This window comes from Glaciihabitans sp. GrIS 2.15, from assembly GCF_035984695.1.
Lineage (GTDB): Bacteria > Actinomycetota > Actinomycetes > Actinomycetales > Microbacteriaceae > Lacisediminihabitans.
The window spans coordinates 84,796-107,986 of the sequence record NZ_JAXCHU010000003.1; the positions used below are offsets into that span (position 1 = coordinate 84,796).

General features: G+C 64.9%; 28 protein-coding genes. 15 read left to right on the top strand and 13 right to left on the bottom strand.

The window, feature by feature from the left end; all coding sequences use genetic code 11:
- The first annotated feature begins 37 nt into the window (after positions 1 to 37).
- From RCH11_RS05005 to RCH11_RS05030, 6 genes are all read left to right on the top strand, one after another.
- Entirely contained in the window at positions 38 to 355 is a 318-nt protein-coding gene (locus tag RCH11_RS05005; RefSeq protein ID WP_327055896.1) for a type VII secretion target, read from the top strand.
- A gap of 7 nt (positions 356 to 362) precedes the next feature.
- A complete protein-coding gene (locus RCH11_RS05010) occupies positions 363 to 824 on the top strand; it encodes a hypothetical protein (RefSeq protein ID WP_327055897.1) in 462 nt (153 codons plus the stop codon).
- Positions 821 to 1,216 carry a hypothetical protein gene (locus RCH11_RS05015; protein ID WP_327055898.1) on the top strand — a complete coding sequence of 132 codons (396 nt, stop codon included), beginning with the start codon at positions 821 to 823 and terminating at the stop codon, positions 1,214 to 1,216. Before RCH11_RS05010 ends, RCH11_RS05015 begins: the two co-directional genes overlap by 4 nt.
- On the top strand, positions 1,213 to 1,434 hold the full coding sequence (locus RCH11_RS05020; protein WP_327055899.1) for a hypothetical protein: 222 nt from the start codon (positions 1,213 to 1,215) through the stop codon (positions 1,432 to 1,434). The genes RCH11_RS05015 and RCH11_RS05020 overlap by 4 nt, the downstream gene beginning before the upstream one ends.
- Before the next feature lie 141 nt (positions 1,435 to 1,575).
- Complete coding sequence (locus RCH11_RS05025) at positions 1,576 to 1,746, top strand: hypothetical protein (protein WP_327055900.1); 171 nt, start codon at positions 1,576 to 1,578, stop codon at positions 1,744 to 1,746.
- A gap of 45 nt (positions 1,747 to 1,791) precedes the next feature.
- The gene (locus RCH11_RS05030; protein WP_327055901.1) at positions 1,792 to 2,373 is read left to right on the top strand and encodes a hypothetical protein; all 582 of its coding nucleotides are present in this window, start codon (positions 1,792 to 1,794) and stop codon (positions 2,371 to 2,373) included.
- Here the strand turns inward: RCH11_RS05030 and RCH11_RS05035 are convergent.
- Positions 2,370 to 3,221 carry a PHP domain-containing protein gene (locus RCH11_RS05035; protein WP_327055902.1) on the bottom strand — a complete coding sequence of 284 codons (852 nt, stop codon included), beginning with the start codon at positions 3,219 to 3,221 and terminating at the stop codon, positions 2,370 to 2,372. The two genes, RCH11_RS05030 and RCH11_RS05035, sit on opposite strands and share 4 nt — an antisense overlap.
- 33 nt (positions 3,222 to 3,254) lie before the next feature.
- Between RCH11_RS05035 and RCH11_RS05040 the strand changes: the two genes are divergently transcribed.
- On the top strand, positions 3,255 to 4,268 hold the full coding sequence (locus RCH11_RS05040; protein WP_327055903.1) for an endonuclease/exonuclease/phosphatase family protein: 1,014 nt from the start codon (positions 3,255 to 3,257) through the stop codon (positions 4,266 to 4,268).
- On the opposite strand, the gene RCH11_RS05045 is transcribed toward RCH11_RS05040, so the two are convergent.
- Positions 4,265 to 4,903, bottom strand: coding sequence for a TetR/AcrR family transcriptional regulator (locus RCH11_RS05045; protein WP_327055904.1), 639 nt, complete (start codon positions 4,901 to 4,903; stop codon positions 4,265 to 4,267). The genes RCH11_RS05040 and RCH11_RS05045 overlap by 4 nt on opposite strands.
- A 184-nt stretch (positions 4,904 to 5,087) precedes the next feature.
- Here RCH11_RS05045 and RCH11_RS05050 point away from each other — a divergent pair, with 184 nt between their 5' ends.
- Both RCH11_RS05050 and RCH11_RS05055 read left to right on the top strand, forming a co-directional pair.
- Positions 5,088 to 5,339, top strand: a complete 252-nt coding sequence (locus tag RCH11_RS05050) for a hypothetical protein (protein WP_327055905.1) — start codon at positions 5,088 to 5,090, stop codon at positions 5,337 to 5,339.
- 62 nt (positions 5,340 to 5,401) lie between these two features.
- Entirely contained in the window at positions 5,402 to 6,874 is a 1,473-nt protein-coding gene (locus RCH11_RS05055) for an aminopeptidase P family protein (protein WP_327055906.1), read from the top strand.
- Between the two features lie 39 nt (positions 6,875 to 6,913).
- On the opposite strand, the gene RCH11_RS05060 is transcribed toward RCH11_RS05055, so the two are convergent.
- Positions 6,914 to 7,405 carry a general stress protein gene (locus RCH11_RS05060; RefSeq protein WP_327055907.1) on the bottom strand — a complete coding sequence of 164 codons (492 nt, stop codon included), beginning with the start codon at positions 7,403 to 7,405 and terminating at the stop codon, positions 6,914 to 6,916.
- Positions 7,406 to 7,451: 46 nt separating this feature from the next.
- On the opposite strand from RCH11_RS05060, the gene RCH11_RS05065 reads away from it, so the two are divergent.
- From RCH11_RS05065 to RCH11_RS05075, 3 genes are read left to right on the top strand one after another with little or no spacing between them, the layout of a single operon-like run.
- A complete protein-coding gene (locus tag RCH11_RS05065; protein ID WP_327055908.1) occupies positions 7,452 to 8,768 on the top strand; it encodes a magnesium transporter MgtE N-terminal domain-containing protein in 1,317 nt (438 codons plus the stop codon).
- Positions 8,752 to 9,255: a DUF1003 domain-containing protein gene (locus RCH11_RS05070; RefSeq protein ID WP_327055909.1), complete on the top strand. Its 504-nt coding sequence runs from the start codon at positions 8,752 to 8,754 to the stop codon at positions 9,253 to 9,255. Before RCH11_RS05065 ends, RCH11_RS05070 begins: the two co-directional genes overlap by 17 nt.
- Positions 9,252 to 10,382, top strand: a complete 1,131-nt coding sequence (locus RCH11_RS05075) for an Mrp/NBP35 family ATP-binding protein (RefSeq protein ID WP_327055910.1) — start codon at positions 9,252 to 9,254, stop codon at positions 10,380 to 10,382. Before RCH11_RS05070 ends, RCH11_RS05075 begins: the two co-directional genes overlap by 4 nt.
- 189 nt (positions 10,383 to 10,571) lie before the next feature.
- Here RCH11_RS05075 and RCH11_RS05080 read toward each other — a convergent pair whose 3' ends face one another.
- Complete coding sequence (locus RCH11_RS05080) at positions 10,572 to 11,252, bottom strand: SDR family NAD(P)-dependent oxidoreductase (protein WP_327055911.1); 681 nt, start codon at positions 11,250 to 11,252, stop codon at positions 10,572 to 10,574.
- Positions 11,253 to 11,304: 52 nt separating this feature from the next.
- The gene (locus RCH11_RS05085) at positions 11,305 to 11,697 is read right to left on the bottom strand and encodes a twin-arginine translocase TatA/TatE family subunit (protein ID WP_327055912.1); all 393 of its coding nucleotides are present in this window, start codon (positions 11,695 to 11,697) and stop codon (positions 11,305 to 11,307) included.
- A gap of 65 nt (positions 11,698 to 11,762) precedes the next feature.
- Here RCH11_RS05085 and RCH11_RS05090 point away from each other — a divergent pair, with 65 nt between their 5' ends.
- Positions 11,763 to 12,389: an O-methyltransferase gene (locus RCH11_RS05090; RefSeq protein ID WP_327055913.1), complete on the top strand. Its 627-nt coding sequence runs from the start codon at positions 11,763 to 11,765 to the stop codon at positions 12,387 to 12,389.
- Between the two features lie 27 nt (positions 12,390 to 12,416).
- Here the strand turns inward: RCH11_RS05090 and RCH11_RS05095 are convergent, their stop codons facing one another.
- Together RCH11_RS05095 and dapE are read right to left on the bottom strand one after the other, a co-directional pair.
- The gene (locus tag RCH11_RS05095; RefSeq protein ID WP_327055914.1) at positions 12,417 to 12,593 is read right to left on the bottom strand and encodes a DUF3117 domain-containing protein; all 177 of its coding nucleotides are present in this window, start codon (positions 12,591 to 12,593) and stop codon (positions 12,417 to 12,419) included.
- 308 nt (positions 12,594 to 12,901) lie between these two features.
- Positions 12,902 to 14,005 (bottom strand): succinyl-diaminopimelate desuccinylase, encoded by a 1,104-nt coding sequence (gene dapE, locus RCH11_RS05100; RefSeq protein ID WP_327055915.1) that lies wholly within the window; start codon positions 14,003 to 14,005, stop codon positions 12,902 to 12,904.
- A 40-nt stretch (positions 14,006 to 14,045) separates the two neighbouring features.
- On the opposite strand from dapE, the gene dapD reads away from it, so the two are divergent.
- Both dapD and RCH11_RS05110 read left to right on the top strand, forming a co-directional pair.
- Positions 14,046 to 14,981: a 2,3,4,5-tetrahydropyridine-2,6-dicarboxylate N-succinyltransferase gene (gene dapD, locus RCH11_RS05105; protein WP_327055916.1), complete on the top strand. Its 936-nt coding sequence runs from the start codon at positions 14,046 to 14,048 to the stop codon at positions 14,979 to 14,981.
- Positions 14,982 to 15,671: 690 nt separating this feature from the next.
- Positions 15,672 to 16,136, top strand: a complete 465-nt coding sequence (locus RCH11_RS05110; RefSeq protein WP_327056192.1) for an endonuclease domain-containing protein — start codon at positions 15,672 to 15,674, stop codon at positions 16,134 to 16,136.
- A gap of 322 nt (positions 16,137 to 16,458) precedes the next feature.
- On the opposite strand, the gene RCH11_RS05115 is transcribed toward RCH11_RS05110, so the two are convergent.
- The 6 genes from RCH11_RS05115 to typA form a co-directional block, all read right to left on the bottom strand.
- Positions 16,459 to 17,760, bottom strand: a complete 1,302-nt coding sequence (locus RCH11_RS05115) for a citrate synthase (protein ID WP_327055917.1) — start codon at positions 17,758 to 17,760, stop codon at positions 16,459 to 16,461.
- A 92-nt stretch (positions 17,761 to 17,852) separates the two neighbouring features.
- Positions 17,853 to 18,962, bottom strand: a complete 1,110-nt coding sequence (gene dapC / locus RCH11_RS05120; protein ID WP_327055918.1) for a succinyldiaminopimelate transaminase — start codon at positions 18,960 to 18,962, stop codon at positions 17,853 to 17,855.
- A 2-nt stretch (positions 18,963 to 18,964) separates the two neighbouring features.
- Complete coding sequence (fdxA, locus tag RCH11_RS05125; protein ID WP_327055919.1) at positions 18,965 to 19,291, bottom strand: ferredoxin; 327 nt, start codon at positions 19,289 to 19,291, stop codon at positions 18,965 to 18,967.
- Positions 19,288 to 20,487 (bottom strand): PIG-L family deacetylase, encoded by a 1,200-nt coding sequence (locus RCH11_RS05130; RefSeq protein WP_327055920.1) that lies wholly within the window; start codon positions 20,485 to 20,487, stop codon positions 19,288 to 19,290. Before RCH11_RS05130 ends, fdxA begins: the two co-directional genes overlap by 4 nt.
- A 117-nt stretch (positions 20,488 to 20,604) precedes the next feature.
- A complete protein-coding gene (locus RCH11_RS05135; protein ID WP_327055921.1) occupies positions 20,605 to 21,051 on the bottom strand; it encodes a hypothetical protein in 447 nt (148 codons plus the stop codon).
- Between the two features lie 42 nt (positions 21,052 to 21,093).
- Positions 21,094 to 23,001, bottom strand: coding sequence for a translational GTPase TypA (typA, locus tag RCH11_RS05140; RefSeq protein WP_327055922.1), 1,908 nt, complete (start codon positions 22,999 to 23,001; stop codon positions 21,094 to 21,096).
- Positions 23,002 to 23,191: the final 190 nt, after the last annotated feature.

Below are 23,191 nucleotides of genomic sequence, written 5' to 3' on the forward strand. Positions count from 1 at the left end.
CGTATTCTTCTGATGCACGCTGATCGGAAAGGACCAAGTGCCGGATCTCAGCCTCAACCCCGCAGATGTGCGCGACCTCGGCAGTCACCTCTCGTCGATCGCGACGGAATTCCGGGACGCCAACACGCGAAGTGATCGGATCGCCGGAGCCGTCGGTCATTCCGAACTCGAAGACGCCGTGAAGGATTTCGCCCACGAGTGGGACGACACGCGCGAGTCCATGGTCGACGACATCGACACCCTCTCCAAGACATCGATTGCGATCGCTGACGCCTTCGAACAGACCGACCAGCAGCTCGGAAAGGCGCTGACGGATACCCCGGCAACGCCGGCAACCCCGGCGGGCGCTCGATGAGGCCGTCGTGCTCCGTGATGGCATGGATGCCGCGGGAGCCAACGCTCACCTCGCGAACGCGCAGGGCCGTGTGCACGACGCCATGTCGGCGCGGGACCGGGCGGCGCAGTCGGCCATCGACGACATCCATGCCATCACGGAGTACGACGGCCTCAAGGGCAGCTGGTGGGACAAGTGGGGAAAGGACCTGCTGTCGGTGATCACGGATGTCGCGCGAATCAACGCGAAAGCCGGAGTGGAGATCGCAGCAGGACAGGCCGAAAAGCTCACTGTCCGCCAGGTGATCCGGCTCAAGCCGTCGGAGCTCGCCGACTCGGAGCGGCTGCTTGCCAAGCCGGTGGCCGACCTGAAACCGGGCCAGACCGTCTACCGCGTCCACGGCGGCGCGCCGGAGTACATCATCCCCGGGCCGTTCGGGCCGTCAAAGGGCATCACCGTGCTGTCGGACACACCGATTCGGTTGCGATGAAGAATCCGGTCAGCGCTCTTGCCTTCCCCTTATCGATCGCGGTCTACGGGCGCGGTCCTGGCACCGGGGTCGCCGAACTCAATATCAGCGCCCCCGTCGACGACCACCTCGCACTCCTCTGGGCCCGCGTGGAGGTTGCGGGCGCGGGCCTCGAGCCGGGTTATTACTGCGTGCGAATCCGCGCGCAATCGGTGCTGAAGACCGGGTGGTGGGCGAGCATCGAACTCTATGCTGTCGACGGATCCCTCGACAGCAGCGCGAGCGCGAAAGGCACCTCGAGCCGTCATTTCACCGACCTCGGAGAGTTTGAGGGAGCCGCCGACTTGGAGGCAGCCGGCCGGATGCAGGCTATCTTCGAATCACCAGGGGCCGGCCGAGGGGAAACTCCATGACTGATTCCGGAGACGATCGGCGCCGAGCTGACGGCGACGCTGGTGGCGAGATTCTCATCGACCGCACGACCGAGGTCGGATCGGCCGCGCTCGCCGCGGCTCTTGCGGCCAAGGATGTCGCGGCGATCGGTCAGGCGCTCCGTCACGATTACGTCGTCGTGCCGCAGATCCGAACGCCCGAAGGCGAGCTGCAGGTGCGCGTCTTCGAGTCGGAATAACCCGACGGACCCACCCCCTACGAGCTCTGCCTGTTCTCGTCGACCGAAACCCTTGCCGCCTACCTCGCCGACAACCCCGACCGGGAGTTCGCACTCCAGCGCGGGCAGTCTCTCACCCCCTTCCTCGAGCAGTACCGCACCGTGATCGAACGAGTGGTCTTCGATCCGGCCGGCCCGCATCCGATGATGGCGATCGTCGATGACGTGCTGCAGTCCCTCCAGCCCCAGCCGGGAGACGACGATGTCGCCTGGGTGGCGTCGGCCCCCGGTGGCAGCCTCGAAGAGGCCACACTGCCGCTCGACCCGCGGTAATCGACTGTTGTCGGGCTCGACATTGCACTTTCGCGCGAATGGTTTGTGATCGAGCTTGAGGATGCCGCGGTGCGTGACGAGCAGGTGTCACAGCTGGTGCGCCAGCAGCTGGCCGCCCTCGGGCCCGCCCCCGTGCTGCGCGCCGAACTCGAGCGCTGGTTGCGGCAGAGCTGTGAGCGGGCCATCTCGGCCGGCGGTCGCTTTCTCGCCTACCTGCTGCAGCGCAACGAGACTGCGGCGCTCGCGCTCAACGTTGCGATGTACTGGCATGCCCTCGGTCCGGCTATCGGCGATGTGAGCCATCTCGACCGCATGACCGAACGACTGCGGTCCACCCTCGAAGCGGAGGCGGAACTCGTGGGGGCCAAGACGCTCGCTGGGCCGTTCATCCGACACTCGCGTGTCGGTGCCGGCGCGGCCGAGCTCGGGGCATCCGAGACCCCACTGCTTCTGGTCGACTACTGGCTCGAGTTTTCCGACCTGCGCGGTCTCTGCCTGCTGAGCTTCTCCAGCCCGCACGTGTCCATCGAGCCGCAACTGTTGCTTCTGATGGACAACATCGTGCTGACCGGCGCGTGGGTGCTCGGCACGGATCGGGACGGCACGGATCGGCACGGCACGCACTAGCCGCGGTGGGGTGCCGATCCCGTACCGGCCGCCACAATGCGCGCTAGGGCCTCTGGCTCCGTCGTGTTCTCGGCCAGCCGGTTGTGCTTGCCTACGCCGTGATAGTCGCTTGAGCCAGTGACCACAAGGTCGTACTTAGCGGCGAGCTCGTACAGGCGCACCTTGCCGTCTTCAGTGTTGTCACGGTGGTGGATTTCGAGACCGAAGAGGCCGGCAGCCACCAGTTCTGCGATCGCGCGCTCCTCAATTACCCGGTAGCGACCCTGCGTGGCCGGATGCGCCAGGACCGGCACTCCGCCGGCAGCGACGATCATCCGCACGCCGTCGAGGGGTGAGGGTGCGTAATACTTCTCGTAATAGCCGCTCCGCCAGTGCAGGATGCTCTCGAACGCCGCGCTGCGGTCGCTCACCAGCCCCTTTGCAACGAGCGCATCTGCGATGTGTGGCCGCCCAAGAGTGCCACCCTCCACCGACTGGGCCAGAACCTCTTCCCAGGTGATGTCGTAGTCGACTGCGATGCGTTCAACGATGCGCTCGGCGCGATGCATCCGCCCGTCACGGATCCTCGCTGTCTCAGCGATGATCGTCGCATCCGCTTGATCAAACAGGTAGGCGAGCATATGGACGCTCGCGGGACCGTAGTTTGTGCTGAGCTCCATTCCCGGAATCACGGTCAGGCCGGTCCCGGATGCTGCGGCGAAGGCTTCCTGCCAACCCGCCGTCGAGTCGTGGTCGGTGATCGCCACCGTGCCGAGACCCGCGGCGACTGCCGCTTTCACCAGCTCGGTCGGGGTCTCGGTACCGTCGGAGACGCTGCTGTGGGTGTGCAGGTCGATCGGTCCGGGCATCCTGCAACTCTATTGCGGTTAGTCTGGGGCACGATGTTTCGCCGCCTGCTCGCCGCTCTCCTATTGATCGTTCTCGCGGCGACCGTGCTCGTGCTGAGTTGGCCGCAGCTCTTCTGGCTCCAGCGCGTCGCCGGCATCGCCCAGCTCGCGTCATTCCGAGGGGCCGCGGCGCTTGGTGCCGCCGCGCTCCTCGTCGTGCTCTTGGTGCTAGCGACGGCGAGCCGACGCTTCCGGCGCCTCGGCCTGAGCATTTCGGCACTCGCGCTGGTCTTCATCCTTCTCAACGCTGCCGTGCTCACCAGCCGTGGCTTTGGCGGCAACGCGCTGCCCGCTCGAGCGGCGACGGACGTCACGGTCGTCGCCTGGAACACCCTCGGCGGCGCACCGGGACCCGACGTGATCGCGACGCTCGCCATCGACTCCGACGCGGACATCGTTGCCCTCCCCGAGACAACCGAGGCGACAGCGAAGGCCGTGGCCGAGCGGATGTCGGCGGCGGGGCTTCCCATGGTCTCGCACACCGTTGCGCATGGGCATGTCTCCCCGGCGCGCTCCACCTCGGTACTCATCAGCACCACTCTCGGTACTTATCACCTCGATGAGGCAGCCGGATCGACCTCGACCCTTCCGAGTCTCGTGATGGTGCCCGACAGCGGAACCGGTCCGAGGATCGTCGCCGCGCATCCGGTGGCCCCGCTGCCGAGTGAACTGAAGAACTGGAATGGGGACCTGCACTGGCTCGCGGGTGCCTGCCCCTCGGGAAATGTGATCCTGGCCGGCGATTTCAACGCCACTCTCGACCACCTGGCCGGTCTGGGTACGGCACCCGGTATGACCGTAGGGGCGTGCGCAGATTCCGCCCTCCGCGCGAACTCCGCAGCAGTGGGAACCTGGCCCACCGGCATTCCCGCGCTCCTCGGTGCGCCGATCGACCATGTGATGACGACGAAAAACTGGAGAGTTCTCGGGATGCGGGTGGTGCAGAACCTCGATAGCGCGGGCAGCGACCATCGGCCAATCGTCGTGCGGCTGCGTCCGGCGTTTTAGCCCTTCTCGCACCCTGCGGCTCGATTCGCCGCAATCAGCAGCTCACCGAGGGCGCGTGCGCGACGGGCAGCGAGGCGATCTCCCTCGGCCGCCTGCACGATGCATCCCTTCATCAGGATGTGCCAGGACCGCGCGAATTGCTCGGGCTCGGTCAGCCCGGCTTCCGCAGCAAGTCCACTCACCACTGTGCGGATGTTTGCGAGATAGACAGTGCTCGCACGACCGAGCGGGTGATCGGCGCCCATCTCCAGCAGCACGTGGATGAAGGAGCATGCCTCGAAGTCATCGCGCTGGAACCAGTCGTTGAAGACGTCGAAGATGGCGAGCAGCCGCCCCTCGGGGTCTGATGAGCGAGAGCGGGCGCCGTGTTCGACCAGGCCAAAAGTCCAGTCCACTTCTCTCCGAGCGAGGAAGGCGAGCACGAGCTCGTCTTTGGTCGCAAAGTGTCGGTAGAGCGTGGCTTTGGCGACGCCGGATGCGACGACGATTTCGTCCATCGCGACATCCCGCACCGCCCGGCGGCTGAACAAGCGACAGCTGGCTTCGATGATGCGTTCGTGGGTGTCAGCGAAAGCCGGGGCACGGACGGGCGACGCAGCAGCCGGGACCGCCGAGTTCGAGACAACGCTTGACATGACTTTCATCCCCGATCAGGTTTGCGGGGTCTGTTTCGACCTGCCAGTGCGCACTCGTGTCTTAGTACTCTCTTCATCGTCGTTCGTCAAGGAGCACGGCGAGTCATAGACAAGACCGTGCAGTCTCTGTTGAACTGTTCACATTTATATCAGAGGTGACGAGCACACGGGCAGGGGTACAGCAATGAAGAGTTTCGAGGACATCCTCAGCAGTTCCCCCATTGCCGATGAGGTGCGGTTCATCAATGGTGTGGCGCGCATTCAGGGCAAGACGCTCGACACCGGAATGATCACTCTCGACGATTCGGAGCTTCCTGCGCCGGTCTCATCGTTCGATCACGTTGCCCGCTCGACGGCGAGTCGTGAGCCGCTCGTACCGCCAAAGCCGCTGTGGCCGTTCGGACTCCGCGCGCATCCGCACCGCAAGGCAAGCTGACCTCACTCGCTGAATGCGAGCGCTTCGCCACGGTGATTGCCGCCGCGGTGGAGAATGGATGCATGGCCGACAAGAATGCATCCGCGCCCCGCGCGACCGATAATCGCTCTACAGTTCCCGTCTCCGACATCTTCAGGCAATACATCTCGTCCGACTGGGCCGAACGCACCGAGGGTGACCCCCGGCCGCGCGAACAGTCCGAGTGGGCGGCCGCCCGACGGGCACGGATCTCAATGCTCTATCCGGGTAAGCGTCTGCTCATCCCGGCAGGTGCGGCCAAAGTCCGCTCAAATGACACCGACTACGCCTATCGTGCCCACTCGGCGTTCTCCCACCTCACCGGCTGGGCAAGCGACTCCGTACCCGGAAGTGTGCTCGTGCTCGAACCGACGGTGGCGGGCCATGACGCCACTCTGTACTTCCGCAAGGCGGCTGGCCGCGACTCTGACGAGTTCTATGCGAACCCGGAGATCGGCGAATTCTGGACGGGTCCCCGTCCCTCGCTAGCCCAGGTGTCGCACGACCTCGGCCTGCTCACCGTTGACCTGGCGGACTTCGAGCGAGTGCTCGACACCGTCGACGCCGATACGATAATCCTGCGCGAGGGCGATCGTGATCTCACCGACCAGGTCGACGGACGTCGACTGCTCTCGGCGGATGCTGAGAGCCTCGAGATCGACGCCGACACCGCACTCGCCCGTGACCTCTCTGAACTCCGCCTGGTCAAAGACGCCTACGAAATCGAGCAACTGCGCCGCGCTGTCACCGCCACCAAGAAGGGCTTCGATGACGTGATCGCAGATCGTGAGGCCATCGTGGCCCATGAGCGTGGTGAGCGCCTCGTGGAGGGAACCTTTAATCGTCGCGCACGCGCGGAGGGTAACGCGGTCGGATACGACACGATCGCCGCCTCGGGAGCGCACGCCTGCATCCTGCACTGGACTCGTAACGACGGCGCGGTCGTGCCGGGTGACCTGATCCTGATGGATGCCGGCATCGAACTCGACAGCCTTTACACCGCGGACATCACCCGCACTCTTCCCGTGAGCGGAGTGTTCAGCGAGACCCAGCGGCTCGTGTATGAAACCGTGCGCGAGGCAGCCGATGCCGCGTTTGCGATCGTACGACCCGGCATCCGCTTCCGTGAAATCCATGCGACCGCCATGGGAGTCATTGCCAAGAAGACCGCAGAGTGGGGCTTTCTGCCGGTGAGTGCGGAGGAGTCGATGAAGCCGGAGAACCAGTTTCACCGGCGGTACATGGTTCACGGTACCTCGCATCATCTCGGCCTCGACGTGCACGACTGCGCAGCGGCCCGGCGCGACCTCTATCTCGACGGCGTGCTCGAGGCCGGGATGGTGTTCACCATCGAGCCAGGGCTCTATTTCCAGCCCGACGACCTCACTGTGCCCGAGGAGTTCCGTGGCATCGGGGTACGTATCGAAGACAACATCCTGGTCACCGAGGCGGGCGCAGAGAACCTGTCGATCGGAATCCCTCGCACCGCGGATGACGTGGAGGCCTGGCTGCGCTGACCGAGCGGCCGCGTTGCCTTCGGGGTCGGTACGCTCCCGCTAGCTTGCAGCGGGCCGCGACAATACGTCCTGTGCCTTTGAGAGCAGATTGGGGTCCACGACAATTTCGTAGCGGCTGGCGAGCACCTGGTGGGTAGATGTGAAGTCGCGCGTGCGGCGGGTGACGGCTGTTGCCGCGACACCGAAGAGAGCGCCGAAGCCGGCACCGATGATGATCGCCGCGATCACGTACTGCACCACCGTGCTGGTGCCGCCGAAGGTGAAGAGCACGCCGATGAAGAGTCCGAACCACGCGCCGCTTGCCGCTCCCGCACCCGCTGCACGCCCATACGTGAGCTTGCCGGTGACCCGTTCGACGGTCTTGAGATCGCTTCCTACGATTGAGACCTGCTTGACCGGGAAGTCCGCTTTGGCAAGACGGTCGACCACCGCCTGGGCGTCGAAGTATGAGTCATACGTGCCGAGCACATCGCCCTTCGGGAGGGTCGGGATGAGACGGCCACGGCGTGCGAGAGGGCTTTGGTTGGTCATGACTCCATTATCCTCTCCGTGCGTCCGCACGGTCTAAGTTAGATCTGTGAGCGCCGCAAGAGTCTTTGTCGCCCGACTGGCCGGGTGCTCCGTCTTCGACCCCGCCGGTGACAAGGTCGGGCGGGTGCGCGACGTGCTGGTGGTGTACCGGCAGAAGGAACCGCCCCGCGTCGTCGGCCTGATCGTGGAGGTGCCGGGCAAGCGTCGTGTCTTCCTGTCGATCGGCCGGGTGACGAGCTTCGGTTCCGGCCAGGTCATCACCACCGGACTTATCAACATGCGTCGATTCGAACAGCGCGGCGGCGAAGTTCGGGTGATTGCCGAGATGCTCGGCCGCGAGGTCACCCTCGTCGACAAGTCGGGCAGTGCCACAATCGAGGATGTGGCGATCGAGGCGAGCGGTCCCGGCGAGTGGGCCGTCACCGAGCTCTTCCTCCGTCGGCCCAAGACCAGCGCCTCACCGTTTGCCAAGGGGCAGACGGTGTTCTCCTCCTGGGCCGGCGTGCGCGAGCGCTCCACAAGCGCCCCGCAATCTGCCACCCAGCTTCTCGCCACCTACGAAGATCTGCTGCCGGCCGACCTCGCCAATGCGATGCTGGACCTGCCAGAGCAGCGGATGCTCGAGGTCGCGGAGGAAATGAGCGACGAACGCCTCGCCGATGTGCTCGAAGAGATGCCGGAAAGCGAGCAGGTCGACATCCTCAACCAGCTCGACGACGCCCGTGCCGCCGATGTGCTCGATCAGATGCAGCCGGATGATGCGGCCGACCTCATCGCGCAACTCAGCGACGAGCGGGGCGAAGTGTTGCTCGACCTCATGCAGCCCGAAGAGGCCGAAGACGTACGAATGCTTCTCGCCTATGCGCCGGACACCGCCGGGGGTCTCATGACGCCGGAGCCGATCATCGTCTCTGCCGACGCCACCGTGGCCGAGGGCCTCGCCCTGATTCGCCGCCACGAACTCGCGCCAGCCCTCGGCGCAGCCGTCTGCGTGACGCTCCCGCCCTACGAACCGCCGACCGGCCAGTTCCTCGGAATGGTTCATTTTCAGCGGATGCTGCGCTACCCGCCCATGGAACGTCTCGGTACCCTGCTCGACCAGAAGCTCGAACCGGTCAAGGCGAGCGCGTCCGCCGCAGAAGTCGCCCGCACCCTTGCGAGCTACAACCTGGTCTCCCTCCCGGTTGTCGACGACAACCACCGACTGGTCGGGGTGGTGACCATTGACGATGTCCTTGACTACCTCCTGCCCGATGACTGGCGAAGTCACGACGACGATCCTGCGCCGGCGACTGCCGACACCAGCACGATCCCCGTAGTCCCATCTGCCGCAAGGAGGTCACTCAATGGCTCGTCGATCTGACTCTCTCGACACCCCAAAGGGGCTGCGTAATCGCTTCGTTCCCCGCATGGGCGGCCAGGATCGCGTTGGTCGATTTTCCGAAGGCTTCGCCCGCGCGATGGGTACCTCCTATTTCCTTCTCGGAATGACCGCATTCGTCGCGATCTGGCTAGCTTTCAACAGCTATGCGCCCTCGGGCACGCAGTTCGACCCGCGCATCACGAACTTCACGCTGCTCACGCTCATTCTTTCGCTGCAGGCTTCTTACGCCGCGCCGCTCATTCTCTTGGCGCAGAATCGCCAGGACGACCGTGACCGGGTTCAGTTCGAGCAGGATCGCCAGCGCGCAGAACGCAACATCGCCGACACGGAATACCTCGCTCGCGAGGTCGTCTCGCTGAGGCTCGCGGTGCGCGAACTCGCATCTAAGGACTTCATTCGTGCTGAGCTTCGGGCCATTCTCGAGGAGTTGGACAGGGATCGGAAGCAGGGCGGTACCGCAGGGTGAGCGCGCCCACCGACCTCGACCAAGAGGTGCGGAACGCCCTCTCCCGGGTGATCGACCCCGAACTCCGCAAGCCGGTCACCGAATTGGACATGATCGGGAGCATCACCGCTTCAGCGGTTGGAGCCGTGGTGGTCGGCCTCACGCTGACGATCGTGGGATGCCCCGCAGCTCAGACCATCGAGCGCGACGTGCGTCAGGCCGCAGCATCCGTGCCCGGCGTGACGTCAGTGACGGTTGATGTCAGCATAATGACACGAGAGCAACGCACGGCCCTCACCGAGAAGCTGCGGGGTGGACGATCGCGTGACCTGCAATTCGGGCCGGATTCGCTCACCCGAATCATCGCCATAACGAGCGGCAAGGGGGGTGTCGGCAAGTCGACGATCACGGCAAATCTCGCCGTCGCGCTCGCGGCGCGCGGACTGGCTGTTGGCCTCGTCGACGCTGACGTCTTCGGGTTCTCGATTCCGGGAATCCTCGGGCTCTCCGGAGCGAAGCCCACGAAGGTGGGCGAGATGATCCTTCCGCCCATCAACTACGGCGTGAAGGTGATCTCGATCGGAATGTTCGTGGAGCACAGCGCCGCCGTGTCCTGGCGTGGGCCGATGCTGCACCGCACGATCCAGCAGTTTCTCACGGACGTGTACTTCGGTGACCTGGATATTCTGCTGCTTGACCTGCCTCCGGGCACCGGCGACGTGGCAATCTCACTCGGACAGTTGCTGCCGCACGCCGAAGTCATTGTCGTCACCACCCCGCAGGGGGCTGCGGCCGAGGTAGCCGAACGAAGCGCGACCGTTGCGCGCCAGACGGGCCAGAGGGTGATCGGCGTCATCGAGAACATGTCCGGGCTGGTTCAACCCGACGGCTCAATACTTGAGCTCTTCGGCTCGGGCGGCGGGGCGGATGTCGCGGCGCGACTCTCGGTCGGCCAGGAACAGCCAGTGCCCGTACTCGCCGCCATACCGCTGAGCGTCGCACTGCGCGAAGGGGGCGACGCGGGGAGACCGATCGTGCTGACAGACCCGCGGGATGCGGCATCCGTGGCCATTCTCGCGGTGGCGGACCAGCTCGCCGGCCGCGGACGGGGCCTTGCTGGCCGAAAGCTCGGGTTCAGCGTCAGCTGACCAACTGGCCGACCGGCATCCGGCACCAGCTCCCGACTCCCGACCGCACGCTTTGCGTCGCTCGGTGACACGTGCGCCCGCAAGTTTCGGCGCGGGTGTCACTCGTGGCCGCGCTGATGGGTGCGAACGCTGTCCCGCCGTTCAGGCACCGCGCTGCGCCAAGGCCGACACGGGTGGTAGCTGCACCACTCAGAACGCGCCGCTTGGCAGGTCCTTCTCGTCGTCAACGATTCCACGGACGATCCGTTGCGCCACAGCCGAGGGATCGAGGCCTGGCGGGAATGCCGGGGCAGTCCCGGCGATTGCCCGTGTCGCGAGGCCGGTCTCGGTGTGCCCGGGACGGGCGTCCAATACCCGGATGCCCGAGCGACGCAGCTCGCGGGATCCGGCCTGCACGAAGGCCGCCAACGCCGCCTTCGCGGCAGAGTAGGCCGCGAGTCCCGCCGTCGGAGTCTCGGACACGATTCCACTCATTGTCACGATGAAGGGTTTACCACCGGCGGTGGCGGATGCTGCGAGATGCGGTGACACCTCTCGGATCAATCGAATCGGCGCGAGGGCATTGACTTCGAAGAGCCGACGGAGCGTCTCATCCGTGACCTCACTGGCAGGACCGAATGCCACAACGCCCGCGGCGATGACGACTCCGTCGAGCCGATCGTGGGCGCTCACAGCCGCGGCGACGAGGGTCGCGGCTGCGGTTTCGTCGGTGAGGTCGCCAAGCAAGGTGTCCGGACCGGCCAAGTGATCTGGATTGCGTCCGGCGCGCACCACCGTCGCGCCCTTTGTTTCGAGAAGTCGTGCGATCTCCGCGCCCAACACCCCAGACGCCCCGACGACGAGTACGACAGATCCTTCTAATTCAGTCATAGCAGGACTCTAGGGGCCAAATCTGGGACCGCGCCGGATGTCGATGGGCTGGTCAGGTCGCCTCGGTGTCGAAGGGAGCAATTGCCGGAAGGGCACCGCCGCTCTCCGCCATCAGTCGCTTGCGCTTCGCGTAGGCAGATTCGCCGCTCGGCTGGACGATGGTCAGCGGCACGTCTACCCGATCGTTGGGGTCCTCGAGAAGCGCCTCCCGGATTATACGGCGCGGATCGTACTGGCGGGGATCGAGTTTCTTCCAGTCCACGTCATCGAAGTCCGGACCCATCTCCTCGCGCAACCGCTCCTTGGCGCCATCCGCCATGTCGCGGATGCTTCGCACCAGGCGACCGAGCTGAGCGGCGTAGTGCGGGATGCGCTCCGGGCCAAGCAGAAAGACCGCGATCACGAGGATCACGAGGAACTTGTCGATAGTCAGGCCGCCGAACACCCGTTCAGACTAACGCTCCCAGCCGCAAACCCTCGCCTACGCTGGGCTGTGAACGAGGAGCAAAATTGGCAGACAAAGAGTTGAGCTGGAAGTTCGCAGAGGATTTCATCCTCGAACGCGCCGAAATAGCGCAAGCGAGACTGCATTCGATCGAACTCGGAATCGATGCGGTAAGCCCGGCGATGGGTGCCCAGCTCGCAGTGATCGCCGCCGCGACAGCCGCAACGAACATCATCGAGATCGGCACCGGCGTCGGCGTGAGCGGACTCTGGCTACTCTCGGGTGCCCCCGACGCTACCCTCACCTCTATCGACTTCGAACTGGACCACCAGCAGTCCGCGAAAAAAGCGTTCCTCGAAGCGGGTATCCCGGCGAACCGGGTTCGGCTCATCGCGGGACGTGCCATCGACGTGCTGCCCCGGATGAACGAGCAGTCCTACGACGTGGTCCTGGTGGATGCCGACCCGCAGTCCGTGATCCAGTATGTGGAGCACGGTCTACGGCTCGTACGCACGGGAGGTACTGTGCTTGTCGCTCACGCCCTCTGGCGCGGCCGCGTGGCCGACCCGGCGCAGCGAGACGACACGGTGACCAGGTTTCGATCGCTTCTCGCGGAGATCGCCGAATCTCCCGCCGTGATTAGCGCGCTGTCACCGGTGGGTGACGGCCTTCTCCAGCTCACCAAGTTGTAGACGGCTTGGCCGGGCAGCGCAGCGGACCTAGTTTGCCGCGACGACTACCCCGGCAAGCGCGTCGTGCAGCTCTTTTGCCTCGGCATCGTTGACCGAAACGACGAGGCGGCCCCCACCTTCGAGCGGCACGCGCACGATAATGAGGCGACCCTCCTTAACAGCCTCCATTGGTCCGTCTCCGGTCCTCGGCTTCATGGCTGCCATGATGGATCCCCTTTCGTGGAATGACTTTCTATTATCCCGCAACTGGGCGCTAACCTGAAAACGGGGGCTCCCCCCACACGTTTACGGGGGTGTCCAGTCGTACCCGTCGACCCACCGTCCGCGGAAGCTTCGCCGGAAATCCGCTCACCGCGACGATGTAGTGCCAGAGGCTGTTTCAGTACTGGGCGAAGGCGAGAGACGACGGATGCGCGCCAGACCAGGGGCTCGCCGTTTGGATTCCTGGAACGTACAGCAGCAGGCTGGTGGTGATCACTCCCGAAGCATTCGCGCTGTCAGAATCGGCGCTGTCAGAATCGGCGCTGCTCGAGCCACGCCCGCAGTGACTGTTCACACTCCGTGATCTGGGCGACGGGCACGCGCTCGTCGTCCGCGTGGGCGAGGAGTGGGTCGCCAGGCCCGTAATTGATCGCCGGGATGCCGAGGGCAGAGAAGCGAGCGACATCCGTCCACCCGTACTTTGGCCTGGCCTCCCCGCCGACCGCTGCCAGGAACTGCTGCGCGAGCGGGGCGTCGAGGCCGGGACGGGCGCCGTCCGCGCTGTCGGTGACCACGAGGTCGATGCCGATGAATACCTGACGGAGATAGGCCTCCGCCTCTCTGCCGATCTTGTCCGGCGCGAACCGGTAGTTCACCGTCACGACGCACTCGTCGGGGATCACATTGCCGGCCACTCCGCCGACGATGGCGACGGCGTTGAGGCCCTCGCGATAGACGAGGCCATCGACCTCGATCGACCGGGGCTCGTACGCGGCGAGGATGTCGAGGATCGGTGCCGCAGTATGGATCGCGTTGACGCCGACCCAGGCTCGGGCCGAGTGGGCGCGCGCGCCGGAGGTGCGAAGCTCGACACGCATCGTACCGTTGCAGCCCCCCTCGATGAGAGCGTTCGTCGGCTCTCCGAGAATCGCGAAATCGCCGGCGAGCAGCCCGGGATGGTGTGCGGCGAGTCGACCAAGACCGTTGAGGTCGGAGGCCACCTCCTCGTTGTCGTACCAGATCCAGGTGAGGTCGACGGCGGTATCCACGAGTTCAGCAGCGAGCTTGAGCTGCACTGCCACCCCCGCCTTCATGTCGACCGTGCCGCGTCCCCAGAGGTAGTCGACGCCGGCCTCGGATTCGAACCGGGTCGGCAGGTTGTGGTTGAGCGGAACGGTATCCGTATGCCCAGCGATCACCACGCGGTGGCTGCGACCGTGGGATGTGCGGGCGACAATCGCATCGCCATCCCGGATGATCTCGAGGTGGTCGAACGGGGCGAGAGCGGCCGCGATCGCGTCAGTGATGCGTCGTTCGTCGCCCGAGACCGATTCGATGTCACAGAGCTGACCGGTGATGTCGATCGAGGATGCCGTCAAGTCGATCACGGGAACGGAGGTGTCGGCGGCGGGCATGCGGTCAGTTTATAAGTCACCCGCTCGCTAATCTTGAGCCATGACTGATCGAGCAGCCTGGGGCTACGGACTCGCGACCATCGCCGGCGACGGTACGGTGCTCGACACCTGGTTCCGCGCTCCCGCGCTTGGCTCGTTCCCCGCTGGGCGCGATCCGCACATCGCTCCGGCGGATTTCGCCTCCGTCGTGGGCCGCGATGCGCGGCGCAACGTCACGATCGACTTCGCGATGGTCCAGATCGAGCTTGATGCCGCGCCGGCGTCCACCCCCGACGCCTACCTCCGCCTCCATCTGCTCAGCCACCTCGTCGTGCAGCCGAACACGATCAACCTCGACGGGCTCTTCGCCCATCTGCCGATCGTGGCCTGGACGAACGCCGGCCCGGTGCATCCGCTCGACTACGCCGACCAACGTCTCACCCTGCAGCGACTCGGGATCGCAGCGCACTCGATCGACAAGTTTCCGCGTCTCACCGACTACGTTTCGCCCGACCGGGTGCGCATCGCGGATGCCTCGCGCGTGCGCCTCGGCGCCCACCTCTCTCCCGGCACCACCGTGATGCACGAGGGTTTCGTCAACTTCAACGCGGGCACGCTCGGATCGTCGATGATCGAGGGGCGGGTCTCGCAGGGCGTCGTCATCGGCGACGGATCGGATGTCGGCGGTGGCGCATCCATCATGGGTACGCTTTCGGGCGGCGGCACCGAGCGCGTCACGGTGGGCAAGCGGGCGCTACTCGGTGCGAACTCTGGCATCGGCATTTCGATCGGCGACGATTCGGTCGTCGAGGCTGGGCTCTACCTCACGGCTGGCACGAAGCTGACCGTGCTCGGGGAGGCTCCTCGCACGGTGAAGGCCGTTGAGCTTTCCGGCGTGCCCGGCCTGTTGTTTCGGCGCAACTCCCTCACGGGCGCCGTCGAGGTGCTCGCGCGTAGTGGCCGCGGCATCCAGCTGAACGCCGCCTTGCACGCCTGAGCCTGACGTCGCCGTGCGCGTGCCGCCCGCCTGCATGCCTGCATGCCTGCACGCCTGCACGCCTGCACGCCTGAATGCCTGCACTTGCTCGCCCTGCACGAAATGCAGGACTCGCCGTGACGGATGATACGGCTGAGCCTCAAGTGCCACACCTGTCACGGGGAGTCCTGCATTTCGCACGAAATTGAACCAACGACGGCTCCTCCCCCAATCTTGGTGAAAGCAGGCTCTCCACAGATATCCCGCGCCGAATGAAGAAGCGCACGCAAGCACCCCACTCTCGTCTTCATGGAACTCCTCGCCTGCATTCGTTCACTCGGCGGAGTGGCACCCACCTTCCGACTCCTCCGAATGGGATGGACCGGCCGCGCCCTGGCAGCAGCTGTTCACCGGGGCACGATCGTGCGCGTGCGGCAAGGGTGGTATGCCTCGTCATTCGAGCCCACGGACAACCTCGCGGCGTGGCGTGTGGGTGGGCGACTCACCTGCGTGAGCGGTGCGGCCTTTTTCGGCCTCTCGATGCGCTCAACCGGGGTAATTCACATTGCCGTTTCCCCCACTGCATCCCGTCTTCGTGACCCTTCCGACATGGGTCGCCGACTCACGCCCAAAGCTGGCGCCGTCATCCACTGGCGACCTCCCCGCGCGGGAAGCGCATTCGTGGAGTCACCGTTGACCTGCCTCCTTGACATGTGCCATTGCGAATCACCCGAATACGTCGTGGCAGCGGTCGATAGTGCGCTTCATGCGGGCCTGATCAGTCGTGGAGCGTGGTTGCGTGAATTGGCGAACCTACCTCTGAGACTTCGGTTACAACTGGCGGATGTCGACGGGCGATCCGAATCGATTATCGAGTCCCTCAGTCGGTTTCGATGCCGTGCAGTGGGATTGCGCGTGCGAATTCAAGTGACACTTGCACCGGGGCTGCGCGTGGACCTGGTGATCGGCGAGAGACTCGTCGTGGAAGTCGACGGTCGAGAGCACCACTCAGACCCGTCGGCATTCGAACGGGATCGGATCCGGGACGCGCGGCTCACTGCACTCGGCTACCGGGTGCTGCACTTCAGCTACAGCCAGGTAATGCACAACTGGCCCTCGGTCGAGGCGGCGATCCTTGCCGCGGTCGGCCACGGGGATCACCGCCTGCACGCCTAGAAAACGGTCAGACATGCGCCGGTTCGAAGGCCGGCCGTCACGTGTGCAGTGTGAAATGCAGGATGCCGTGTGACTGGTGGGGCGGATGAGGCTCACCAGCCGCAACTGTCTCGTGCGATCCTGCATTTGCAACGGGGCGAGCGCAACGACGCCGAGCGCAACGACGCCGAGCGCACGGCGCGAGCGCAACAGCGCGAGCGCACGGCGCCGAGCGCGACGGCGACAGTTGCGACGGAATACAGCGCAACGGCGCGCACCAGGCTCACAGCGTGCGGGGCATCCGGGGCCGCGGGAGAGCATGAAGCGACAGACGCACAGACTCCTAGCGCGCTGGCCAGTCCCGGCGCGGCTCTCCCACGTAGAGCTGCTGCGGGCGACCAATCTTGGTGGACGGGTCATTGTTCATCTCACGCCAGTGTGCGATCCAGCCGGGCAGGCGCCCGATCGCGAAGAGCACGGTAAACATCCGCGGCGGGAATCCCATGGCCTTGTAGATCACGCCGGTGTAGAAGTCGACGTTGGGGTAAAGCTTGCGCTCGATGAAGTAGTCGTCGGCAAGGGCGACGGCCTCGAGTTCCTTGGCAATGTCGAGCAGGTCATCCTTCACACCAAGGGCAGCAAGCACCTCGTCTGCGCTTTCCTTGACGAGCCTGGCGCGAGGGTCGAAGTTCTTGTACACCCGGTGGCCGAAGCCCATTAGACGGATGCCCTCTTCCTTGTTTTTGACGCGCTCGACGAACTTCTCCACCGACTCGCCCGACTCCTTAATCTCACCGAGCATTTTGAGCACGGCCTCGTTGGCCCCACCATGTAGCGGGCCATAGAGGGCGTTGATACCGGCCGAGATGGACGCAAACATATTGGCCTCGGTCGAGCCGACCAGTCGCACCGTGGAGGTGGACGCGTTCTGTTCGTGGTCCTCGTGCAGGATGAGCAGTCGCTCGAGCGCCTTCGCGACCACCGGGTTTACCTCATACGGTTCTGCCATCGTGCCGAAGTTGAGTTTGAGGAAGTTGTCGGTGAAGTTCAGCGAGTTGTCCGGGTAGAGAAACGCCTGACCGAGGCTCTTCTTGTGGGCGTAGGCCGCAATGACCGGCAGTTTGGCCAACAGACGGATGGTGGACAGCTCGACCTGCTCCGGGTCGTGCACGCTCAGCGAGTCTTCATAAAACGTGGAAAGGGCCGAGACAGCGCTCGACAGCACGGACATCGGGTGGGCATTGAGCGGGAGGGCGTCGAAGAAGCGGCGCAGGTCTTCGTGCAGGAGGGTGTGGCGACGCACGCGGTCCTCGAACTCCTCGAGCTCCGAGACAGAAGGCAGCTGGCCGTAGATGAGCAGCCAGGCCACTTCGAGATAGGTGGAGTTGGCGGCGACATCTTCGATCGCGTAACCGCGATACCGCAGGATGCCCTTGTCGCCATCGATGTAGGTGATCGCGCTCTTTGTTGCCGAAGTATTGACGAAGCCCTGGTCGAGAGTCGTGTACCCCGTTTGGCGCGTAAACGTAGAGATGTCGATCGCCGATGCGCCATCCACACTCATCACAACCGGGAACTCGGCGGTACCGCCCGGAAAGTGGAGGGTGGCCTTGTCGGCGGCAGGGTCATTGGCGGCAGCGTTCACGACTACAGCCTAATTGGCTCCCGCCACAGGGTTGACACCGGAGTCGACAGCCGCATCAACCAAGGAATTAGTCCGTTAATTAGAGGGAGTCGCTAAAACTGGGCGGAGGCCAGCCGATCCACGGCCGAATCGATCGCTGAGTCGGAAGCGGTGAGGGCCACCCGCACGTGCTGCGACGTCCCTGCCCCATAAAACGTGCCAGGCACGACGAGGATACCGAGATCGGCCAGGTGACCCACCGTGGCCCACGCGTCTTGCCCCGATGTGGCCCAGAGATAGAGGCCACCTTCACTGTGCTCGATGCGCAATCCGGCGCGTTCGAGCGCGGGCCGGAGACGGTCCCGCCGTGAGCGATACAGGGCTTTCTGGGCACGCACGTGGGTGTCGTCACCCAAGGCGGTGATCATCGCCGCCTGGATGGGCGCTGGCGGAACGATGCCGAGATGCTTGCGCACCGCGAGCAACCTCCCGATGAGGGCGCTGGAGCCCGCCACGAAGCCGGCACGGTAACCCGCGAGGTTTGACTGCTTGCTGAGCGAGCAGACGCACAGCACTGAGGCGTGATCCCCCGCGGTGACCCGAGGATCGAGGATGCTCGGAGTCGCAGTCGCGTCGAACTCGTCGTCCCAGCCGAGCTCGGCGTAACACTCGTCACTGGCGATGACAGCACCGATTTCGCGCGCACGGGCGACTGCCGCGGCCAGCTGCTCCACCGAGAGGATGCGTCCGTCCGGATTACCGGGGCTGTTGATCCAGATGAGCCGCGTGCTTTCCGGCCACTCGACCGGATCATCGCTCGAAAAAACGGTTGCGCCCACGAGCGCAGCGCCAACCGCGTAGGTGGGATAGGCAAGGGAGGGCTGGACCACAATGTCCCCCGGGCCGAGCCCAAGCCAGAGTGCGAGCCCGGCGATAAACTCCTTCGAGCCGATCGTCGGCATCACGTTTGCGACGCTGAGGTCTCCGACCCCTCGACGACGACCGAACCAGTCGACGATCGCTTCGGCGAGTGCCGGAGTTCCGGCGGTCAGCGGATAGGAGTGGGCATCCGTCGCCGCCGAGAGCGACTCCCGGATGATCGCTGGAGTCGGATCGACAGGGGATCCGACGGACAGGTCGATTACACCCTGTGGATGCGCCCTGGCCCGAGCCGCATAAGGTGCGAGGGCATCCCAGGGCCAGTCGGGCAGGCTGAAGGCCACCGCTACGCCGCGGGAACCTGGGGTGGAAGTGCGGTGATAATGGGGTGATCCTTGTGGATCACGCCGATCTTCGCCGCTCCGCCCGGGGAGCCGACGTCGTCAAAAAACTCCACGTTCGCCTTGTAGTACTCGGCCCACTGCTCCGGTACGTCGTCTTCGTAATAGATGGCCTCGACCGGGCAGACCGGCTCACACGCGCCGCAGTCGACGCATTCATCGGGGTGGATGTAGAGCATGCGGTCACCCTCGTAAATGCAATCGACGGGACATTCGTCAATGCACGCTCGATCTTTGACATCCACACACGGGAGGGCGATGACATATGTCACGTTCGGGTCGATCCTTTCGATTCAGTCCTGAATCCCAGCCTATCCCGCGAAAAGGTACCGAACTTCGGCCACGCGAGTACGAGACCCGCGATCACGAGAGAACCGTAAGTAAGGACGTACCCGGCCGCGTTGGCTGGCACGAGCACCGACCCCCCGGTCGATCGCACCGAGAGCAGGCCGATGGCGACAAGGAGCCCCACAGCGGCGCATCCGGTCTCTGCACGCCCGGAGAAGACGATGCGGAGACCGACCAGCAGCGCGGCGATGATGAGCAAGGAGATGATGACGCCGACCGGTGGCGTGCCACCGAGAATCTGCGGCGCGAACTGGTGGTTGACCACCGCGACCCCGCCGAGCGACGCCCCCACGATGGCGGAGAGAACCCACGCGGCACCCCTGATCGCCACGCCCTGGTCTTTCCATGGCACCGCGCCCGGCGCTGCGGCGTGGAGACGCGTGAAGCCCTCCGTGCGATCGATCGGGCGGCTGGGCCCGCTCGACAGCGAGAACCGGTCCCCCGCGACCACGATCTGGGTGCGATGAGCGGCGAGTGCGGCGGTCTTGCGGTCGAGCACGGCGGAGATGTCGACGCGCAGGGACGAGCTTTCGACATCGGTGTCGACAGTCCAGAACGGAACTCCCATGACATCGGCAGCGCGCCGGGCGGCGGCGTGCGCCCTGACGTGATCCGGATGCCCATAGCCACCATGAGAGTCGTAGCTGATCACAGCCCCCGGCTTCACGGCGTCGATCACTGCCGCCAGATCGGCGGCAACCTCCCCGAAATCTGCGGCGCAAAAGGCATCTGCCGCGAGAGACTCAGCGGGCTCGGCACCGTTGTCTCCCCAGCGCATGCCGGAGTCCGTGTAGCGTCGCGGCTCGCGTTCGATCCAGCGGGCATCGGGGTCGCCGAGGAAGCGATGATCGACGACGCCGAGCGCCGCTAGCGCTGTTGCCAACTCCTCCGTGCGAACGGTGGCGAGGGCGGCCCCGTCTCCTTCGAGCCCGGCCAGATCGGCAGGGATTACCTCCCCCCGTTCGCCGCGAGTGCAGGTGACAAGGGTGACCTGCGACCCTCGCTCGACCAACAGCGCCATCGTGCCACCGGTCGTGATGCTCTCGTCGTCGGGGTGTGCGTGAACGAAGAGCACGCGCTCGACCGGGAAGGGGTCACCGGTATTGCGATCTGATTCCACCTGCCGAATTTACCCCAGAGAGGATGCCGGGCTGACATCGGGCGCCGGGCGACTTCGCGATACCCACGAATCGGGTGGAGAAGCGAACGGGGCGCAGTGCCGCTGGAATGATCGGCTCTACTTGCCGTCGCCCCTCGTGACGGTGTAGTTGAGCACGAAGCCCTTATCGTCCTTGATCTCGACGACGGCAACGTTGAGCTTGCCCTTGTCTCCGACGAGTGCACCACCATCCGCCGTGGTCGCGGTCAGCGTCTTGCAGGTGAAGCCCGCGGAGGTGAGTGTCGTGAGCACCTCATCGATAGCCGTGTTGCCCTTGGCGCGCACACTCACGTTCCAGATCTTCGATTTCGCGTCTCCCACCCCGGCGCCGGAAAGCACCTCGCCGGAGGAAAGCGGCACCTCGCCCGGGAAATCCTTCGGCACGCTCTTTCCCGGAACGTCTACTTTGCCCCCGGTGACATCGTGAACGAGGTTCTGTACCGAGCATCCAGCAAGCGCCGGGCCCGCCAGCAGTGCCAGCGCGAGGGCAATGGGAACCGTGATGCGCTTAACCAAGTGAGACATGCCTTCAGCCTAAGGCCGGGGACATGTCTCACCCAAGTGCAGTTACGCGTTCTGCTTCTTCAGGCGCGACACGCGGCGGGCGCGGTCACCGGCAGCGAGCTCGACCTTGCGGATGCGCACGAACTCCGGGGTCACTTCGACGCACTCGTCTTCGCGGGCGAACTCGAGGCACTCCTCGAGCGTGAGCTTGCGCGACGGCGTCATCCGCTCGAACGTGTCCGAGGTGGACTGGCGCATGTTGGTGAGCTGCTTTTCCTTGGTGATGTTCACATCCATGTCGTCGGCTCGCGAATTCTCACCGACGACCATGCCCTCGTAGACCTCCTGGGTCGGCTCGACGAAGAACGACATGCGCTCCTGAAGGGCCACCATGGCGAACGGGGTGGCGACACCCGCGCGGTCGGCCACGATCGAGCCGTTCACGCGTGTGGTGATCTCGCCGGCCCACTGCTCATAGCCGTGCGATACGGCATTGGCGATGCCCGACCCGCGGGTGATGGTGAGGAATTCGGTGCGGAAGCCGATCAGTCCGCGAGACGGCACGACGAACTCCATGCGAACCCAACCGGTGCCATGGTTCGACATGCCTTCCATGCGGCCCTTGCGCGAGGCGAGGAGCTGCGTGATGGCGCCGAGGTACTCCTCCGGGGCATCAGTAGTGAGGTGCTCGAAGGGCTCGTGAATCTTGCCGTCGACCCGCTTGACGACCACCTGCGGCTTGCCGACGGTGAGCTCGAAGCCTTCGCGTCGCATCTGCTCGACGAGGATGGCGAGGGCCAATTCGCCACGGCCCTGAACCTCCCAGGCATCCGGGCGTCCGATGTCGACGAGTTTGATCGACACGTTACCGACCAGCTCGCGGTCGAGGCGGTCCTTCACCATTCGGGAGGTGAGTTTGTGGCCCTTGACCTTGCCGATCATCGGGCTGGTGTTGGTGCCGATGGTCATCGAGATGGCCGGGTCGTCGACCGTGATGGTCGGCAGCGGGCGTACGTCATTGGGATCGGCGAGCGTCTCACCGATCGTGATGTCCTCGAAGCCGGCGACGGCGACAATGTCCCCTGGCCCCGCGGATTCGGTCGGGAAACGGTCGAGGGCGCGCGTGATGAGCAGCTCGGTGACCTTGACGTTGTGCACAGATCCGTCGTGCTTGACCCAGGCGACGGTCTGGCCCTTCTTAATGGTGCCGTTGAAGACACGCAGCAGGGCAAGGCGACCGAGGAACGGGGAAGCGTCGAGGTTGGTGACGTGCGCCTGCAGAGGGTGCTCGTCGTCGAAGCGCGGCGCAGGGATGTGCTGAAGGATCGCGTCGAACAGCGGCTCGAGGTCCTCGTTGTCGGGCAGCGTGCCGTTCTCGGGCTTATTCCAGCTGGCGGCTCCGTTGCGTCCGGAGGCGTAGACGATCGGCACGTTGAGGATTGCGTCGAGGTCGAGGTCGGGATAGTCGTCAGACATGTCGCTGGCCAGGCCGAGCAGGAGGTCCTGGCTCTCGGTGACGACCTCGTCGATGCGGGCATCCGGACGGTCCGTCTTGTTCACCAGCAGGATGACGGGCAGGTTTGACTCGAGTGCCTTGCGCAGCACGAAACGGGTCTGCGGCAGCGGGCCCTCGCTCGCGTCGACGAGCAGAACGACGCCGTCGACCATGCTCAAACCGCGTTCGACCTCTCCGCCGAAGTCGGCGTGGCCGGGGGTGTCGATCACGTTGATGGTGATCGGGCCATCGGTAGCGTGGACGCCGGAGTAGGAGACCGCGGTGTTCTTCGCGAGGATTGTGATGCCCTTTTCGCGCTCGAGATCATTCGAGTCCATGGCGCGCTCTTCGAGATGCGCATGTGCCGCGAAAGAGTTGGTCTGGCGCAGCATGGCATCCACCAGTGTGGTCTTGCCATGGTCGACGTGAGCGACGATCGCTACGTTGCGCAGGTCATTACGGGTGGCGATTGCCATAGGTATACGTCCAGATTTGTCTCGAGAAGGAGGGAGGCCAGCAACAGAACCGCCGTGCGGGAGAACCGCATTCGGGTGCAATCGTGACGGCAGAATCACGTCAGTGGTGCTCCGCACTCCCTAGTCTACCTCGTGCAGGCTCCCTCTGCAGGGATCGGATCCTGGCCGCCTCTTGACCAACCGGCGATCA

What these genes read in the sequence shown, in the direction of transcription:
- RCH11_RS05060 (WP_327055907.1), bottom strand. Translation starts at nt 7,405, where the DNA reads ATGACCAACCAAAGCCCTCTCGCACGCCGTGGCCGTCTCATCCCGACC.
- RCH11_RS05035 (WP_327055902.1), bottom strand. Translation starts at nt 3,221, where the DNA reads ATGCCCGGACCGATCGACCTGCACACCCACAGCAGCGTCTCCGACGGT.
- dapE (WP_327055915.1), bottom strand. Translation starts at nt 14,005, where the DNA reads ATGCCCGCCGCCGACACCTCCGTTCCCGTGATCGACTTGACGGCATCC.
- dapD (WP_327055916.1), top strand. Translation starts at nt 14,046, where the DNA reads ATGACTGATCGAGCAGCCTGGGGCTACGGACTCGCGACCATCGCCGGC.
- RCH11_RS05040 (WP_327055903.1), top strand. Translation starts at nt 3,255, where the DNA reads ATGTTTCGCCGCCTGCTCGCCGCTCTCCTATTGATCGTTCTCGCGGCG.
- RCH11_RS05070 (WP_327055909.1), top strand. Translation starts at nt 8,752, where the DNA reads ATGGCTCGTCGATCTGACTCTCTCGACACCCCAAAGGGGCTGCGTAAT.
- RCH11_RS05050 (WP_327055905.1), top strand. Translation starts at nt 5,088, where the DNA reads ATGAAGAGTTTCGAGGACATCCTCAGCAGTTCCCCCATTGCCGATGAG.
- RCH11_RS05135 (WP_327055921.1), bottom strand. Translation starts at nt 21,051, where the DNA reads ATGTCTCACTTGGTTAAGCGCATCACGGTTCCCATTGCCCTCGCGCTG.
- RCH11_RS05095 (WP_327055914.1), bottom strand. Translation starts at nt 12,593, where the DNA reads ATGGCAGCCATGAAGCCGAGGACCGGAGACGGACCAATGGAGGCTGTT.
- RCH11_RS05020 (WP_327055899.1), top strand. Translation starts at nt 1,213, where the DNA reads ATGACTGATTCCGGAGACGATCGGCGCCGAGCTGACGGCGACGCTGGT.
- RCH11_RS05015 (WP_327055898.1), top strand. Translation starts at nt 821, where the DNA reads ATGAAGAATCCGGTCAGCGCTCTTGCCTTCCCCTTATCGATCGCGGTC.
- RCH11_RS05055 (WP_327055906.1), top strand. Translation starts at nt 5,402, where the DNA reads ATGGCCGACAAGAATGCATCCGCGCCCCGCGCGACCGATAATCGCTCT.
- typA (WP_327055922.1), bottom strand. Translation starts at nt 23,001, where the DNA reads ATGGCAATCGCCACCCGTAATGACCTGCGCAACGTAGCGATCGTCGCT.
- RCH11_RS05080 (WP_327055911.1), bottom strand. Translation starts at nt 11,252, where the DNA reads ATGACTGAATTAGAAGGATCTGTCGTACTCGTCGTCGGGGCGTCTGGG.
- RCH11_RS05110 (WP_327056192.1), top strand. Translation starts at nt 15,672, where the DNA reads ATGTGCCATTGCGAATCACCCGAATACGTCGTGGCAGCGGTCGATAGT.
- RCH11_RS05045 (WP_327055904.1), bottom strand. Translation starts at nt 4,903, where the DNA reads ATGTCAAGCGTTGTCTCGAACTCGGCGGTCCCGGCTGCTGCGTCGCCC.